Origin of the sequence: Sporosarcina jiandibaonis, assembly GCF_013184495.1 — a bacterium.
GTDB classification, from domain to species: domain Bacteria; phylum Bacillota; class Bacilli; order Bacillales_A; family Planococcaceae; genus Sporosarcina; species Sporosarcina jiandibaonis.
On sequence record NZ_JAAOIY010000001.1, the window covers coordinates 384,638 to 399,915 of the forward strand.

The 15,278-nt window shown below is 39.9% G+C and carries 15 protein-coding genes; 1 reads left to right on the plus strand and 14 read right to left on the minus strand.

The window, feature by feature from the left end; translation table 11 throughout:
- Window positions 1-12: 12 nt before the first annotated feature.
- Complete coding sequence (locus G8782_RS01880) at window positions 13-2,046, minus strand: sigma 54-interacting transcriptional regulator (RefSeq protein WP_172369214.1); 2,034 nt, start codon at window positions 2,044-2,046, stop codon at window positions 13-15.
- Window positions 2,047-2,174: 128 nt separating this feature from the next.
- Here G8782_RS01880 and G8782_RS01885 point away from each other — a divergent pair, with 128 nt between their 5' ends.
- Window positions 2,175-2,426: a DUF2627 domain-containing protein gene (locus G8782_RS01885; RefSeq protein ID WP_172369215.1), complete on the plus strand. Its 252-nt coding sequence runs from the start codon at window positions 2,175-2,177 to the stop codon at window positions 2,424-2,426.
- Window positions 2,427-2,472: 46 nt separating this feature from the next.
- Here the strand turns inward: G8782_RS01885 and spo0A are convergent, their stop codons facing one another.
- The 13 genes from spo0A to accC form a co-directional block, all read right to left on the minus strand.
- Window positions 2,473-3,264, minus strand: a complete 792-nt coding sequence (spo0A, locus tag G8782_RS01890; RefSeq protein ID WP_172369216.1) for a sporulation transcription factor Spo0A — start codon at window positions 3,262-3,264, stop codon at window positions 2,473-2,475.
- A gap of 197 nt (window positions 3,265-3,461) precedes the next feature.
- A complete protein-coding gene (locus G8782_RS01895; RefSeq protein WP_172369217.1) occupies window positions 3,462-4,430 on the minus strand; it encodes a SpoIVB peptidase S55 domain-containing protein in 969 nt (322 codons plus the stop codon).
- 112 nt (window positions 4,431-4,542) lie between these two features.
- On the minus strand, window positions 4,543-6,234 hold the full coding sequence (gene recN / locus G8782_RS01900) for a DNA repair protein RecN (protein ID WP_172369218.1): 1,692 nt from the start codon (window positions 6,232-6,234) through the stop codon (window positions 4,543-4,545).
- A 15-nt stretch (window positions 6,235-6,249) separates the two neighbouring features.
- A complete protein-coding gene (gene ahrC, locus G8782_RS01905; RefSeq protein ID WP_172369219.1) occupies window positions 6,250-6,699 on the minus strand; it encodes a transcriptional regulator AhrC/ArgR in 450 nt (149 codons plus the stop codon).
- A gap of 64 nt (window positions 6,700-6,763) precedes the next feature.
- Window positions 6,764-7,582 (minus strand): TlyA family RNA methyltransferase, encoded by an 819-nt coding sequence (locus G8782_RS01910; RefSeq protein WP_172369220.1) that lies wholly within the window; start codon window positions 7,580-7,582, stop codon window positions 6,764-6,766.
- A complete protein-coding gene (gene dxs, locus G8782_RS01915) occupies window positions 7,582-9,483 on the minus strand; it encodes a 1-deoxy-D-xylulose-5-phosphate synthase (RefSeq protein WP_172369221.1) in 1,902 nt (633 codons plus the stop codon). Before dxs ends, G8782_RS01910 begins: the two co-directional genes overlap by 1 nt.
- Window positions 9,484-9,579: 96 nt before the next feature.
- Window positions 9,580-10,464, minus strand: a complete 885-nt coding sequence (locus G8782_RS01920) for a polyprenyl synthetase family protein (protein ID WP_172369222.1) — start codon at window positions 10,462-10,464, stop codon at window positions 9,580-9,582.
- On the minus strand, window positions 10,454-10,699 hold the full coding sequence (locus tag G8782_RS01925; RefSeq protein ID WP_172369223.1) for an exodeoxyribonuclease VII small subunit: 246 nt from the start codon (window positions 10,697-10,699) through the stop codon (window positions 10,454-10,456). The genes G8782_RS01920 and G8782_RS01925 overlap by 11 nt, the downstream gene beginning before the upstream one ends.
- Window positions 10,700-12,055, minus strand: coding sequence for an exodeoxyribonuclease VII large subunit (xseA, locus tag G8782_RS01930; protein WP_172369224.1), 1,356 nt, complete (start codon window positions 12,053-12,055; stop codon window positions 10,700-10,702). It abuts the gene before it with no gap.
- A gap of 66 nt (window positions 12,056-12,121) precedes the next feature.
- Window positions 12,122-12,985 carry a bifunctional methylenetetrahydrofolate dehydrogenase/methenyltetrahydrofolate cyclohydrolase FolD gene (gene folD / locus G8782_RS01935; RefSeq protein WP_172369225.1) on the minus strand — a complete coding sequence of 288 codons (864 nt, stop codon included), beginning with the start codon at window positions 12,983-12,985 and terminating at the stop codon, window positions 12,122-12,124.
- A 15-nt stretch (window positions 12,986-13,000) separates the two neighbouring features.
- Complete coding sequence (gene nusB / locus G8782_RS01940) at window positions 13,001-13,390, minus strand: transcription antitermination factor NusB (RefSeq protein WP_172369226.1); 390 nt, start codon at window positions 13,388-13,390, stop codon at window positions 13,001-13,003.
- Between the two features lie 108 nt (window positions 13,391-13,498).
- Window positions 13,499-13,900 (minus strand): Asp23/Gls24 family envelope stress response protein, encoded by a 402-nt coding sequence (locus G8782_RS01945; RefSeq protein WP_172369227.1) that lies wholly within the window; start codon window positions 13,898-13,900, stop codon window positions 13,499-13,501.
- A gap of 17 nt (window positions 13,901-13,917) precedes the next feature.
- Window positions 13,918-15,267 (minus strand): acetyl-CoA carboxylase biotin carboxylase subunit, encoded by a 1,350-nt coding sequence (gene accC, locus G8782_RS01950; RefSeq protein WP_172369228.1) that lies wholly within the window; start codon window positions 15,265-15,267, stop codon window positions 13,918-13,920.
- Window positions 15,268-15,278: the final 11 nt, after the last annotated feature.

The following is a 15,278-nucleotide window of genomic DNA, read 5'->3' on the forward strand; positions in this document are numbered from 1 at the left end:
AATTCCTCCTAATTACACGAGGTTAAATTTTTCTAACTTATAATAAAGTGACCTGAGAGAAATTCCTAATCTGTTAGCAGTAATCGATTTATTGCCATCATTTTCACGAAGTGCAGTTTCAAGAATGGTTTTTTCGTAATCATCCATGATTGAAGCTAACGTGCTTTTATCCGGAAGAACAGTATCTTCTTCAGCATGATTTTCGGAAAAAAGGGATTTCGTGACATCCTCAAGTTCTAATATCTTCTTTCCTTGATTGGTATAAATCATTGCCCGGCTTAACACATTTTCCAATTCTCGAACATTTCCTGGCCAATCGAAGCGCTTTAAAAAGTCTTGTGCCTCTTTCGTTATTCCTTTTACATTCATGCCGAATTCTTGATTTAACTTAATAAGCAGATTCTCGACAATGACAGGAATATCTTCTTTTCGTGTCCGAAGCGAAGGTATCTGTATTGAAATCCTGTTCAATAGATAATACAAGTCTTCTAAAAATGTACCATTATACTTTGCTTTTTCTAGACTTTTAGATGATGCTGCAATGATGCGAACAGGTAAATGCATTGGGTCTTCTCTGCCGCCCGGATAAATAATCCCTTCTCGCAAATAAATCAGCAGCTTTTTTTGTACGTCTAACGGCATATCCGAAATTTCATCTAAATAAAGTGTGCCGTTTTTTGATTGGATAAACAAACTATCATTAAAATCATTTGTTTGGGATTCATCATGTTTACCGAATAATTCAGCTTCCAAATCAAAAGGATGATTTGCACAATTCACCCGAACAAACTTGCTATACTTTTGTTCACTTGCACTATGAATTGCATGCGCGAAAAGTTCTTTTCCGCTTCCCGGTTCGCCTCGTAGCAAGACAGGCAGGCTATTTCGGGCGGCAAGCTTAGCTTGTTCAATCGCAATTTCAATATCCGCTGATTTTCCATATACATCATCAAATGTATAAGTCGATTCCAGTTTACGAATAATCGTTCGTGCTCGGTCTAGCTCATTCATCAGATTTCTCATTTCGGTAATGTCATGAATCACCCCGACGCTACCGCGTATTTGCCTATCGACAATTATCGGCGCAACGTTGACGATTACTTCAGTGTTATTTTCGCCAACACGCATATTAACACCTCGAACAGGCTGCCTAGTTTTCAAAACTTTCATATGGATACTTTCGCCTTCGATTATATCAACTGCGGCTGGTTTCCCTATTACTTCGTCCGCTGTCAGTCCTGTTATACGCGTGTATGCAGGATTAACTAGTATTCCATTTCCATTTTCGTCTACGACAGAAATTGCATCATCACTTGAATGAATAATTGCCTCTAGCATCGTCTGGATTTTTTTCAAATCTGTAATCTCTTCTGCAAGCGTCAAGACTTCAGTCATATCTTTGAATACCGCAAATGCTCCTACTAATTTTCCTTTATGGTCATGTAGCGGGTATCTCGATGTGACTATTTTAAGACCATTAGGCAGTACTAATTCTTTGTTTAACTCTGCCCTGCCAGAATCTAAGACATGGGTCAACCTTGATGTCGGTATGACTTCAGTGATCGTTTTGCCGATTGCGTCTTCAATTGCCGTACCTATCATGCGAGCGGCGCTATGATTAAAAAAGTCTACCTTCCCGTGCTTATTAATGCCGATCATGCCTTCTTCAACAGAATTAAAAACCATGCGTTGTTTATGAACTTCAGCACGAATCCGCCTGGTATATGTATCATTCTCTTCAAGAAGGCGAACAAGAAGGTTTGCTACCGAACCGGGAATTAAAACAGTATGATCGGATCTCGCTTTTAATAATTCGGCAAAAACTGTCTCGCTGCCCGATACATCAAAAACGATATGTATATTTGGCGAAAGATGTTCCTTCCAATCATTTCCGTATGGTATTCCAAGTTCTTTTGCTCGTGTAATCCCTGGTGCTCTTTCATCCGTGTCAATGATTGCTTTCACATTCATAAATTCAAGATTTTGGAGTAGGTCCAGAATTATTAAGCCGCCTGTTCCTGCCCCGACAATGAGAACGTTTTGCAAGGATATTCATTCTCCTTTTTGGCGCGTGCAATCTTTTGCAATTACAATATTATCATACATGATTGCCCTCTTCTTGACAATATATCTTCTGAAGGTAAAATTATAGGTGACCAAAGGAGATGTTTTTAATGGCACGCTTAGCTGCTTTTATCGTACTTTTAATCCCAGGAGTTTTTGCTGCTGGTGGAATAAAGCTTATGAGAGATTCACTATATGGAATTCTTTTCTTCCCTTTTCCTGCAAGTTGGTTGCAGTTTCTTACGGGTCTCATTATGTTTGGTGCGGGATTGGCATTTTTCGCGGGTTTTCTGCTTCATCGGGACCGAAAAAACGGACGTGTACAGGCGCGTTTTATAAAAAAAGATGGATCACGACAATAAAATGTCATGATCCATCTTTTTATATGAAATAATACAAGAATTTTAATCAGCTTGCCATATGTTCAAGCCGAATTTTATCGGCAATCATTGCGATGAACTCGCTATTGGTCGGTTTACTTTTCAGATGATGCACGGTGTAACCGAACATTTTCGAAATGACTTCGTAATTTCCTCGATTCCAGGCAACTTCAATAGCATGTCGAATCGCCCGTTCCACACGTGAAGGTGTTGTATTAAATTTAGATGCAATATCGGGATAAAGAACTTTCGTGACCGAACCAAGAAGTTCTACGTCAGAATAAACCATTTGAATTGCTTCACGTAGAAATGCATAGCCTTTAATATGTGCAGGTACGCCAATTTCTTTAATAATTCCAGTAATAGTCGTGTCTAGCACTTTTTGACTTACAGTTCCCGGAGCTTGTCCTCCACCTGGTTGGGATATTGGAATCGAAGGCTTTTTACTGCCCGCTACTTGAAAGATTTGATTTGCCAGTCGATCAAACTCGAACGGCTTTAACATGAAATAAGATGCACCTAGATCTGCAGCCTGCGTCATTACATCTTCTTGACCGAATGCCGTAAGCATAATAATGTGCAAGTCTGTATATTTCGCACTTCCACCGATTGTTTCTAGAACTGCGATCCCATCTAAATGAGGCATAATGATGTCAAGAAGTAGTACATCGGGTTCTTTTTCCTCAAGCATCGTCAAACAAACTTTGCCATTATGTCCTGTCCAAATAACTTCGATTTCTGGATGTTTCTCAAAATAAGATTTCATTGTTTTAACAAGTTCTTTGTTATCGTCTACAATTGCCACTTTTATAGTATCCAACTCATTTCCCCCTCTATTAACTAAATTTGAAAATTAGGCAGTTTATGTTGCTTAGTAGGTGAATTTCGACAAAAGATACATTTCCCCTTTAAATTATATAAAGATGAATCTTCTGACGGATGTTTTCTATGAAATTCGACATTATCCGCAAAAATTTGTTTTTAAAAAGGCCAACCGAATTAGGTTGACCTTTTCCCTTACTGTTCCCCTTTACGCATTGTCTCCAAAAAAAGTGCCGCACCTTTTTCTGGTTCGTCTACGAACATATGGGTTACCGCACCAACAAATTTCCCATTTTGGATTACCGGACTTCCGCTCATCCCTTGCAAAATCCCGCCTGTTATTTCTAATAATTTTGAATCCGTCAGGACAAAATGGAATTGATCTTTTTCTACGCTCGTGATACGAATTGAAAAGGACTCGACTTTTGTTCCTTTTACAGTCGTATATATTTCCGCTTCACCTACTTTAACATCTGAGGGATGCATAATCGCAAGCGGTTCGGATAACACTTCATCATGAGTGCCGTTCCATAAACCAAAAATGCCGTAAATGCCATTTTTGTTTATAGTTCCTAGCGTTTCCTCGTCTTTGATGATTGTCGATATTTTATATCCCGGATTCCCTGGGACACTTTTTCTGATTTGCTCAATTTCAGAAAGATGAATCGAACCCGCTTTAAATGAAGGGGGTGACTTTAATGAGCTATCGATAATTTGATGACCAAGAGCACCATATGTTCCTTTTTTCGGGTCCACATACGTTAAGGTTCCTGTTCCTTCTGTGCTGTCCTTTAGGAATGGAATTAGCCGTTTTATTGCTTCGCTATCTGACTTGACTTGAAATGTTTCTCCGTTCCTTGAGACAAGTAATTTTACGCCTTCCTTGTCCCGAATCGATGACAATGTTTGCTCCAAAATTTTTAATCTTGAAATTTTCACATCGTCAACTTGTCCAATTAGATCGCCAGCTCTCAACCATTCGTCTTTGCCAAGTAAAACGTCATTCGTAATGAAAACACCTGACAAATCCATTTTTATGCCGATTGAATGACCCATCGGAATAAGTGATTCATTATTCCCGGATGCCGTTCCCGTATTGATCGGCATAAACAGCAAGACGACAGAAAACGATACAATCAACTTTAACTGCTTACTCCATCCCATATTTCACCTCCTCGAAAATAGATACCATTGGTATGTCCGTTCAGAGGAATCTTATGAGAGGGTAAATAAAGAAATAAAAAACGTGCATAATTTAAGATGCACGTGTGTTAATTCATCTGAAATTTTTCTTTCTTTCCGCAGCAAGTTTCAAAAGTTCTTCCGCGTGTTTTAGCGTCAATGGCGTAGTTTCTGCGCCAGAAAGCATGCGTGATAATTCGTTGGTCCGTTCTTTATCATGAACATTTTCAATAGCGGTTGTCGTTCTTTTATTTTTGACTTCTTTTTTAATTAGATAATGCTGATCGGCCATTGCGGCGACTTGTGGCAAATGAGAAATACAAAGGACTTGGGAATGGCTCGCAACCATTGCGATTTTTTCTGCAATTGCTTGCGCCACACGTCCGCTCACACCAGTATCGACCTCATCAAAAATAATTGATGTAATTCCTTGATGTTTCGAAAATATCGTTTTCAGAGCCAGCATTAATCTTGATAATTCTCCACCAGATGCAACCGTGACAAGCGGTTTTAATGGCTCGCCAACGTTTGTAGAGATATGAAATGCAATATCGTCATAACCGGTGATGTCGAACCCTGGCTTACGGTTTATCATGACCTTGAATGACGCTTTTTCCATATGTAGTTGTTGAAGCTGTTCCAAGATGGCAATTTCCAAGCGCTTGGCTGAACTTCTCCGGATAATGGAAAGTTCTTCCGCTTCGATTTCTAAATCTTTTTTAATTTGATTTAGCTTTTCTTGTTCTACTTGCAATCGTTCATCACGATTTATCAAACTTTCAAGTTCATCAGAAATTTTATCGCGGTATATTAAAATATCTTCTGTTGTATTACCATATTTTCGTTTTAACGCAGTATGCAAAGCAAGTCTTTCTTCGACAATATCCAATCTTGCAGGGTCAAATTCCAAATCATCTATTCGGTTGCGAAGTTCATGAGCCGTTTCTTGCAATGTGTAGAAGCTCGTAGAAATCGATTCTAATTGGGCTGCTAAATCTCGATCAACTTCTGCGGCGTCTTCCATATCGCTCATTGCGGAACCTACCCAATCAAGCGCGCGAGAATCGCCGCTTATTGATTCGTAAGCTGTATTTAGACGCTCATAGAGACGATTGAAGTTTTGAAGTTTTCGCTGTTCATCTTCAAGTTCTTCTTCTTCCCCGATTACAAGTTGCGCATCATTTATTTCTTTTAATTGAAAAGAATAAAGATCGATTCGTTGAGCAACTTGCTGTTCATTTTCATCAGCGGCCTCTAATTTTTTCTTCAATTTCAAGTATTTATTATATAATTCTAGATAACTAGCATACGCTGCTTCCATTTTGTTTCCTGCATACTGATCCAATAGATGAATATGTCTGCGTTCATGCATCAATTCTTGATTTTCATGTTGACCATGAATATCAATGATTTGATTGCCAACCTCTCTCAATACTGCAATTGTTACGAGGTTACCATTAATTCGGCAAACATTTTTCCCGTTGCTATTAAGATCCCGTCGTAAAATGATGACGCCATCTTCAACTTCGATGCCGAATTGTTTCAATGTATCAATTACTGGATGTTCAGGATCTTCGATGCTGAAATGGCCTTCAAGCTCAGCTCTGTTCGAACCGTGCCGAATAAACCGTTGCGACCCGCGGCCACCCGCAATTAATTGAACAGCATCGATAATGATCGATTTCCCTGCTCCGGTCTCTCCAGTTAACACAGTAAGTCCGTTTTCAAATCGAACATCGAGTTGTTCAATAATCGCGAAGTTTTTTATTGAAATTTCATTTAACAATTCAACTCACCACTTTCAAAGCATCGCAAGCAATTTTTCTTTTACTTCTGGTAGTTTTGTTTCGTCCCTGCAAATTATCAGACAAGTGTCATCTCCGCAAATCGTTCCCAACATTTCCTCCCATTTCAAATGGTCAAGAAGGGAACCAACTGCTTGGGCATTCCCTGGCAGTGTTTTAAGCACTAGGAAATGACCTGCACCATCAATACTAACAAAAGCGTCCGTCAACGCGCGATGCAATTTTTCTTCAGTATTGTATGAATGGATTGGTGGTAAACTATATTTATAATTTCCATTCTTAGTTGGAACTTTGATTAGATGCATTTCTTTAATATCCCTGGAAACAGTCGCTTGCGTAACGTCTACACCAGAATCTTTCAAGCTTTGCACGAGCTGGTCTTGAGTTTCGATTTCATTGTTCGAGATAATATCCCGAATCCGTATATGTCTATGCCCTTTATTCAAAAATTTTATCCTCCTATGCTTTAAGTGAAAAAGCGGAAATTGAAAAGCGCACAGTAAATGCGCGCTAGTGCAATTCTTTGTAAGCGACATCAATGAGCGCGGTAAACGTTTCATCATTATAATTTTCAACGGGCACTGCATCTGCGGTTAAATGAAATAAAAATTCAATATTTCCTTCCGCACCCGTTACTGGGGAAAACGATGTACCTCGAAGCGTGAATCCTTCTTCCAAGGACATTGCTGCAACTTTTTTCAGCACATCAAAATGAGTAGAACGTTCTTTCACGACACCCTTTTTCCCAACTTTTCCTTTCCCAGCTTCAAATTGAGGTTTTACAAGGGCAATGACATTTCCACCTTCTGAAATAATCTTTTTTAAAGTGGGCAAAATTAGTGCCAACGAGATGAATGAAACATCAATCGTTGCAAATTGCGGCTGCCCTTCAGTAAATAATTCTGCTGTGGCATAACGAAAATTCATTCGTTCCATCACGGTTACGCGTGGGTCTTGCCTGATTTTCCAAGCGAGTTGATTATATCCAACGTCTAAAGCGTAACAATGCGCCGCTCCATTTTGCAGCGCACAATCGGTGAAACCGCCGGTAGAGGCCCCGATGTCCAAAACAATTTGATCTTTTAAATCAACTTCAAAAACTTCAAGGGCCTTTTCCAACTTCAAACCGCCGCGACTAACATATTTTAATGTACTTCCTTTAACAACCAATGGTGCATCGGAAAGAATTTTTTCACCCGGCTTTTCCATTCGGGTATTTGCAGAATATACAATGCCAGCCATTATCGAACGTTTAGCTTGTTCCCTTGTTTCCATTAATCCTCTTTTTACGAGAAGGACATCTACTCGTTCTTTTTCTTCGCCAGCCATTAAACGACGCCTCTTTCTACGGTCTTTTTCGGTAAAATAGAAAGAACGTTTTGCGTTAAATGATTTGCAGTCATGCCAATCTCGGCAAGCAATTCATTCACGTCTCCGTGTTCTATGAATTCATCAGGAATACCCATTCGTTGGATCGGGGCTTCCGAATACGATACGTCATGAGCGTATTCCAAAACAGCACTTCCGAAACCACCCGCAAGAACGCCTTCTTCAACAGTCATAATCGGCATTTTCATACTGAAAATTTCATCTAGCATCATTGTATCAAGAGGCTTAATAAAACGGGCATTGACGACACGAACATTAATGCCCTCTTCCTCCAGTAGCTCTGCCGCCTCTAGCGCCATTGGAATTGAGGTGCCAAATGTTAATATGGCTGCGTCTGAACCCTCGCGTAGAATTTCCCAAGAACCAATCGGTATCGAATAAGTTCTTTCGTCCAAAGGTACTCCTAGGCCATTTCCACGCGGATAGCGTAAAGCAATAGGACCATCATTGTAGTCAATTGCTGTTTTAACCATATGTTGCCCTTCATTTTCATCTTTAGGCATCATGATGACCAAATTAGGCATATGCCTCAAAAATGCGATATCGAAGACACCTTGATGTGTTTCACCATCGGCTCCGACAAGTCCCGCACGGTCAATGCCGATGAAAACATTTAGATTTTGGCGTGAAATATCATGAAGGATTTGATCATAAGCGCGTTGTAAGAAAGTCGAGTAAATCGCAAGGAATGGTTTCATGCCTTGCGTTGCAAGACCTGCTGCCATTGTTGTCGCATGTTGTTCGGCAATTCCTACATCAAAGAAACGATCCGGAAATTCTGAAGCAAATGATTCTAGTTTGGATCCGACCGGCATTGCAGGCGTTATCGCCACGATTCGTTTATCAACACGTGCTAAATCACTTATCGAATCAGCAATAAGACCGCTCCAAGAAGGTGCGACAGAAGACGATTTAACAAAATCGCCAGTTTCAATTTTATAAGGTCCGGTGCCGTGCCATGTACCTATTTTGTCATCTTCAGCAGGACGATATCCTTTACCTTTTTTGGTAATTACATGAAGCAGTACAGGTCCATCCACTTTTTTTGCATATTGGAGATTTCTTTCTAAATCCGAAAAATCATGGCCATCTACTGGTCCTAAATATGTGAATCCAAGCTCTTCAAAGAAAACTCCCGAAACGAGTAAATATTTCAAGCTATCTTTTACACGTTCAGCGGCCGAAGCAACTCTTCCTCCAACGGCTGGGATCTTCTTTAAAATGTATTCCAATTCATCTTTTGCTGAATTGTATTTTCCAGCAGTTCGCAGTTTTCCTAAAATCGTATGAAGCGCTCCGACATTCGGCGCAATAGACATTTCATTATCATTCAGGATCACAAGGATGTTTGTTTTTTCATGTCCGATATGATTCAGTGCTTCAAGTGCCATGCCGCCTGTAAGGGCACCGTCGCCGATTACAGGAATGACATAATTTTTATCGCCCTTAATATCCCGGGCAACAGCCATTCCCATAGCAGCTGATAATGAAGTTGAACTATGACCCGCTTCCCAAACATCATGTTCGCTTTCATTCATTTTCGGAAACCCGCAAAGCCCATTGAATTGCCTCAACGTATCAAAATCCCTTGCGCGTCCCGTTAAAATTTTGTGAACATAAGCCTGGTGTCCGACATCCCACAAGATTTTATCCCCTGGGCTATCGAAAACTTTATGAAGCATGAGCGTTAGTTCAACTACGCCAAGATTAGGTCCGATATGACCGCCGGTTACAGATAATTTCTCAACGAGGAAATGTCGAATATCCTCAGCAAGTTCATTCAATTGTTGTTTATCAAATTGTTTAATAAAAGACGGATTATCAATTTTAGTGAGGTCCATCGTTATCACACACCTTCACATTTTAATTGCCACATTCTAATTTCCACTTGATAACATTATATCAACTAGAATGACTAGTACAAGGGATTCATTCGATTAATGCTTGCGATTCACAATAAAATCAGCAAATTGAAGTAGTAAAGATTCTTCATTGTCTATAAACGATAATGAATTCCTTGCTAACTGATGATGATAATCAAGTTGCTCCTTCGCTTTCTCAAGTCCTAGTAGACTAGGATAAGTAACTTTTCCACTAGATACATCACTGCCAACATTTTTGCCGAGTTCTTCGGTTGTCGAAGTCACATCTAAAATATCATCCTGTATTTGAAAAGTTAAACCAATGTTTTTGGCGAATTCTTTCAAATTTATCATTTTTTTATTATCAACACCGGCAAGCAATGCGCCCGCCTCGATACAAAATGACAGAAGTGCTCCTGTTTTGTTCAAATGGATACGCTTTAATTGCTCTAAAGTCAAATCCATTTTTTCTCCTTCTAAATCGAGCACTTGACCGCCCACCATGCCTTCTGCACCGGAGGCGATGGAGAGGAGACGGATTAGTTTAACCGCAATTTCAGGTGGAGTATTGTTAAGATTTGTAAGAATTTCAAAAGCTAATGATTGTAGCGCATCTCCTGCTAGTATTGCCATAGCCTCGCCGTAAACTTTATGGTTAGTCAATTTTCCGCGTCTGAAATCATCATTATCCATGCTCGGCAAATCATCATGTATTAGAGAATATGTGTGTATGAGTTCAACAGCGCACGCAACTAGCAAGGCATCTTTTGATGATGCTCCGAGGTCCTCCAATGTTGCTAAAACCAATAGGGGACGAATTTTCTTCCCTCCAGCATTAACAGAATAAATCATCGAAGCTTGAAGTGTTTCGGGAGTGTTTTTTTGCGAGAGCAGTTCACTTAACATGTTTTCAATTTCACGAACGTTTTTTTCAATGAATTCATTAAGATTATTCTTCATCTTCATTGGTTCCTTGGACTGGATTGAATTCTACCTTATTATCATTCTGATCAATAATTGAAATCAATTGTTTTTCAGCATTTTGAAGTTTTTCATGACAAAAAGAGGATAATTCCATTCCTTTTTTATATAAACTGATTGCATCTTCGAGCGGTACTTCCCCTGTTTCTAATTTCTTTACGACTTCTTCCAAATCAAGCATTGCTTCTTCAAATCGGATTGGCTGTTTTGCCATTTATACTTCCTCCCTGTCTTCACGGCTTATCGAGTTAATTGTTGCAATCGCGGAACCATCTTGTAATTGAAGTTCAATATCCATTCCTGTTTGTAATGACTCTATTTTATTGATAATAGTTCCTTCTTGGTAAACGATTGAGTATCCCCGCTCCATGACTGTGAGCGGATTTAATGCATTCAACATACGGACTGTACTTGAAAAACGGTTTGCGTGCACCCGGTAATCATGCTGAATTGTTCGGGTCAGTCGATCTGAAAAACCCAGTACTTCACGCTTGTTTTCAATAATTTGTTTCATCGGCGAGTATGTGGAAAGCATATTCGTCAGACGTTCTAACGCCAATTTTTCACGGTTTGTAATATCTTGACCACTTCTCAGGAGTCTTTCTTCAACAGTAACTAGTTTTTCTGTAAAAGGACGATATAATCTTTCCGGAAATTGTAACGGATAGGATGATTGCAATCTTTCTAATCTTTTTTGTTCTGTTGCTATTTTTTGCGATAATGAGCGGTATAAAGATCGTTTTCGTTCTAACAATCTTTCTACTAATTCATCTTGTGCAGGAACTGCTAATTCTGCTGCCGCCGTCGGTGTCGGTGCCCTTCTATCTGCAACAAAGTCGGCAATTGTCGTATCTGTTTCATGTCCGACTGCACTAATTATTGGGATTCGACTTGAAAAAATAGCCCGAGCAACTTCTTCCTCATTAAAAGCCCATAAATCTTCAATAGAACCACCGCCTCGACCGACAATCAGAACATCGATAGAGCCATGTCGATTCGCTTGTTCAATCGCACTAACAATTGAAGGTGCGGCCCCGGAACCTTGTACAACTGCCGGAAATAGAATTGTTTCTGCTAATGGATAACGTCTTCCGATCGTTGTACAAATATCTTGGATAGCTGCCCCTGTTTGAGCAGTTACAACACCGATTCTGTGTGGAAACTTCGGCAAAGGACTTTTCCACTTTTCATTGAATAATCCTTCTTTTTCAAGTCTTTCTTTTAATTGTTCAAATGCCAGATACAAGGCGCCAATGCCGTCCGGTTCCATCGTTTGAACGTATAACTGATATTGTCCACTCGCTTCAAAAACAGAAACATCTCCGGTTATTAGGACATTCATACCGTTTTCCGGTCGGAACTTCAATGTTGAAGCACTTGAACGAAACATTGCAGAGCGTATGCGGCTATGCTCATCTTTTAATGTAAAGTAAATATGCCCGCTGGTATGGTTGGTCACATTTGATAACTCGCCTTTTACGTAGACATTACGTAAATGAGGATCTGCATCAAACTTTCTTTTGACATATTTGGTTAAAGCTTGAACAGATAAATACGGATTTCTTGTCAATCGTCATACCTCCTTGCTACAAAACGAGTAGAAACGCTGTTTTTTAGAACAGCGTTTTTAATGTTTTTATTTATTGCTTTCGGTCAATGCTTCTTCAGCACTTTGGAGTGTATTTTTCAAAAGCATTGTAATTGTCATTGGACCCACGCCACCAGGCACAGGCGTGATTGCTGAAGCTCTGTCTTTAACCGCTTCAAAGTCTACGTCCCCGCAAAGTTTACCGTTCTCATCACGGTTCATGCCGACATCGATTACGACGGCACCATCTTTGACGTGCTCCTCGCCGATAAACTTCGTTCTTCCTATCGCAACGATTAATATATCTGCTTGCTGTGTATATGACGGCAAATCGACTGTTTGAGAATGACAATAAGTGACCGTAGCATCTCGTTGTAATAGCAACTGTCCCATCGGTTTCCCGACGATATTGCTGCGACCAACGATTACCGCGTGCTTTCCTTTAATCGGCGTGCTTGTCCGTTCTAATAATTTAATAATGCCATATGGTGTACAAGATAAAAATGAACGTTGACCGATTATCATTTTCCCGACATTTACGGGATGGAAGCCGTCAACATCTTTTTTAGGATCAATGGCCAAAATGATTCGATTTTCATCGATATGATCGGGTAATGGAAGTTGCACGAGAATACCATGAATTGAATCGTCATTGTTCAATTTATTAATATGACCGAGCAATTCATCTTCCGTTACGCTTTCAGGTAATTTCACCAACTCTGATTTCATGCCCGCTTCAATACTTGACTTTTGTTTGTTTCGCACATATGTATGGGATGCTTGATTCTCCCCGACAAGGATGACAGCCAAGCCTGGAGTGCATCCGCGTTCTTTAAGAGCCATAACACGAGCTTTAATTTCTTCTCTGATTTCTTTTCCGATTGCTACACCATCGATAATTTTTCCGCTCATTTATAAATCCTCCAATCATTCTTTTTCTGCGAATTTGGATAGTACGCCGTTCACGAATCGACCTGATTTTTCGTCGCCAAATGTTTTACATAATTCGATTGCTTCATTCATAATGACTCTTTCAGGAGCATCTTTTCCGAAAAGCAGTTCGAAAACAGCTAACCGCAATACAGTACGCTCAATTTTAGGTAAACGACTCAGTGACCAATTTTCCAAATTCGCGGAGAGGACGGTATCGATTTCCGTCATGTTTTCTAAAGTTCCACGAACAAGTTTATCGTAAAAAGAATTGACTTCTACTCCCTCTCCGATAATGTAAACAATGGCCTCGTCTACCGATAATTCTGTATTGTCTAACTGAAAAAGTGTTTGAATTGCTTTTTCGCGTGCCTCTCGTCGTTTCATAATATTATCTCCTCTACTATTGCTCTTGGGCAATATCATAGCACATTTCAATCTAAAACTTATTGAATTAAGTTCAAAAGCATCATCCTTTTGGACGATGCTTTTTAATTATACTGTTTCTATGTCGCTTTCGTAGTCAATCCCAGTTATATGAACATTTACCTCTTTCGTTTGAAGCGATGTCATATGGTAAATTGCATGACGAATTTGTTTTTGAATGTCCAATGCAACATCCCGGACAGCAAATCCATTTTGAACGACGCAATAGACATCAATCGTAAGGCCTTCTTCAGACCAACTTGTTTTGACACCTTTGCCATGTCTTACCCGCCCAAAACGTTCCGCAACATCAGTTGCAAAGTTTCCTCGCGTATTCGCAACACCTTTTACTTCAGTTGTCGCAATTCCCACGATTACCTCAAGAACTTCAGGGGCTAATTGGACACGCCCAAGTTCAACATCTCCAGAAGGTGCCATACCAACAAACGAAGGTACTGTTTTATCAGCCATATTACCATTGCCTCCTTTTAATCATTCATTGGATCGAATTTTTCAAGAAACTTTGTATCAAAATCTCCAGATTTAAAAACCTCATGGTCCATTAATCTTGCATGGAAGGGAATAGTTGTTTCAACGCCTTCGATAATGAATTCATCAAGAGCTCGCTTCATCCTCGACACAGCTTCTTCTCGAGTATCCGCATGAACAATTAATTTCGCGACCATCGAATCGTAAAATGGCGGAATCGAGTATCCAGTGTACATTGCCGAATCGACACGAACACCAAAGCCGCCCGGAGGCATATACATTGTCACTTCGCCAGGCGATGGCATAAAGTTTTTCGATGGATTCTCTGCGTTTATTCTACATTCGATTGACCAACCATTAATTTTTATATCTTCTTGTTTATATGCAAGTTTTTCTCCGGAAGCAATTTTTAATTGTTGTTGAATTAAATCGATGCCCGTTACCATCTCGGTTACCGGGTGTTCGACTTGGATGCGCGTATTCATCTCCATAAAATAAAACTTTTCATTAATATGATCAAAAATAAATTCAACTGTGCCTGCTCCTTGGTAATTAACGGCTTGTGCCGCTTTTACAGCTGCTCCGCCCATTTCAGCACGAAGTTCTGGTGTTATAGCCGGAGACGGTGCTTCCTCTACCAATTTTTGCATCCTGCGCTGTATGGAACAATCTCGTTCACCAAAATGAATTGTATTGCCGTATTTATCTGCAAGCACTTGAACTTCAACATGTCTGAAAACTTCAATGTATTTTTCAATATAAACGCCAGGGTTACCAAATGCAGCTGCAGCTTCTTTTTGGGTGATTTTAATGCCTGTTATAAGATCTTCTTTGTTTTTTGCAACACGTATGCCTTTACCGCCGCCGCCTGCAGTCGCTTTTATAATGACCGGAAATCCGATTTCTTCAGCGATTTCAAGTGCTTCGTGTTCATCAGCAACAATTCCGCTTGAACCTGGCACAATCGGAACGCCGGCTTGTCTCATTGTTTCACGAGCAACGTCTTTCGTCCCCATTCGTGAAATGGCATCTGATGTCGGACCTATGAATTCAATGTTGCACGCCTCGCATAATTCAGCAAAACTTGCATTTTCAGCTAGAAAACCATATCCAGGATGAATGCCATCGCAATTTGTTAAGTTGGCAACACTGATTATGTTTGAGAAGTTTAAATAACTATCTGTTGATAATCTCGGACCGATGCAATATGCCTCATCTGCTAATTGAACATGTAGCGCTTCTTCGTCAGCTTCTGAAAAAACTGCAACGGTTTCAATACCTAATTCTTTACACGCTCGAATAATTCGAACAGCTATTTCACCGCGGTTCGCAATTAGTACTTTCTTCATTTACCGATTCC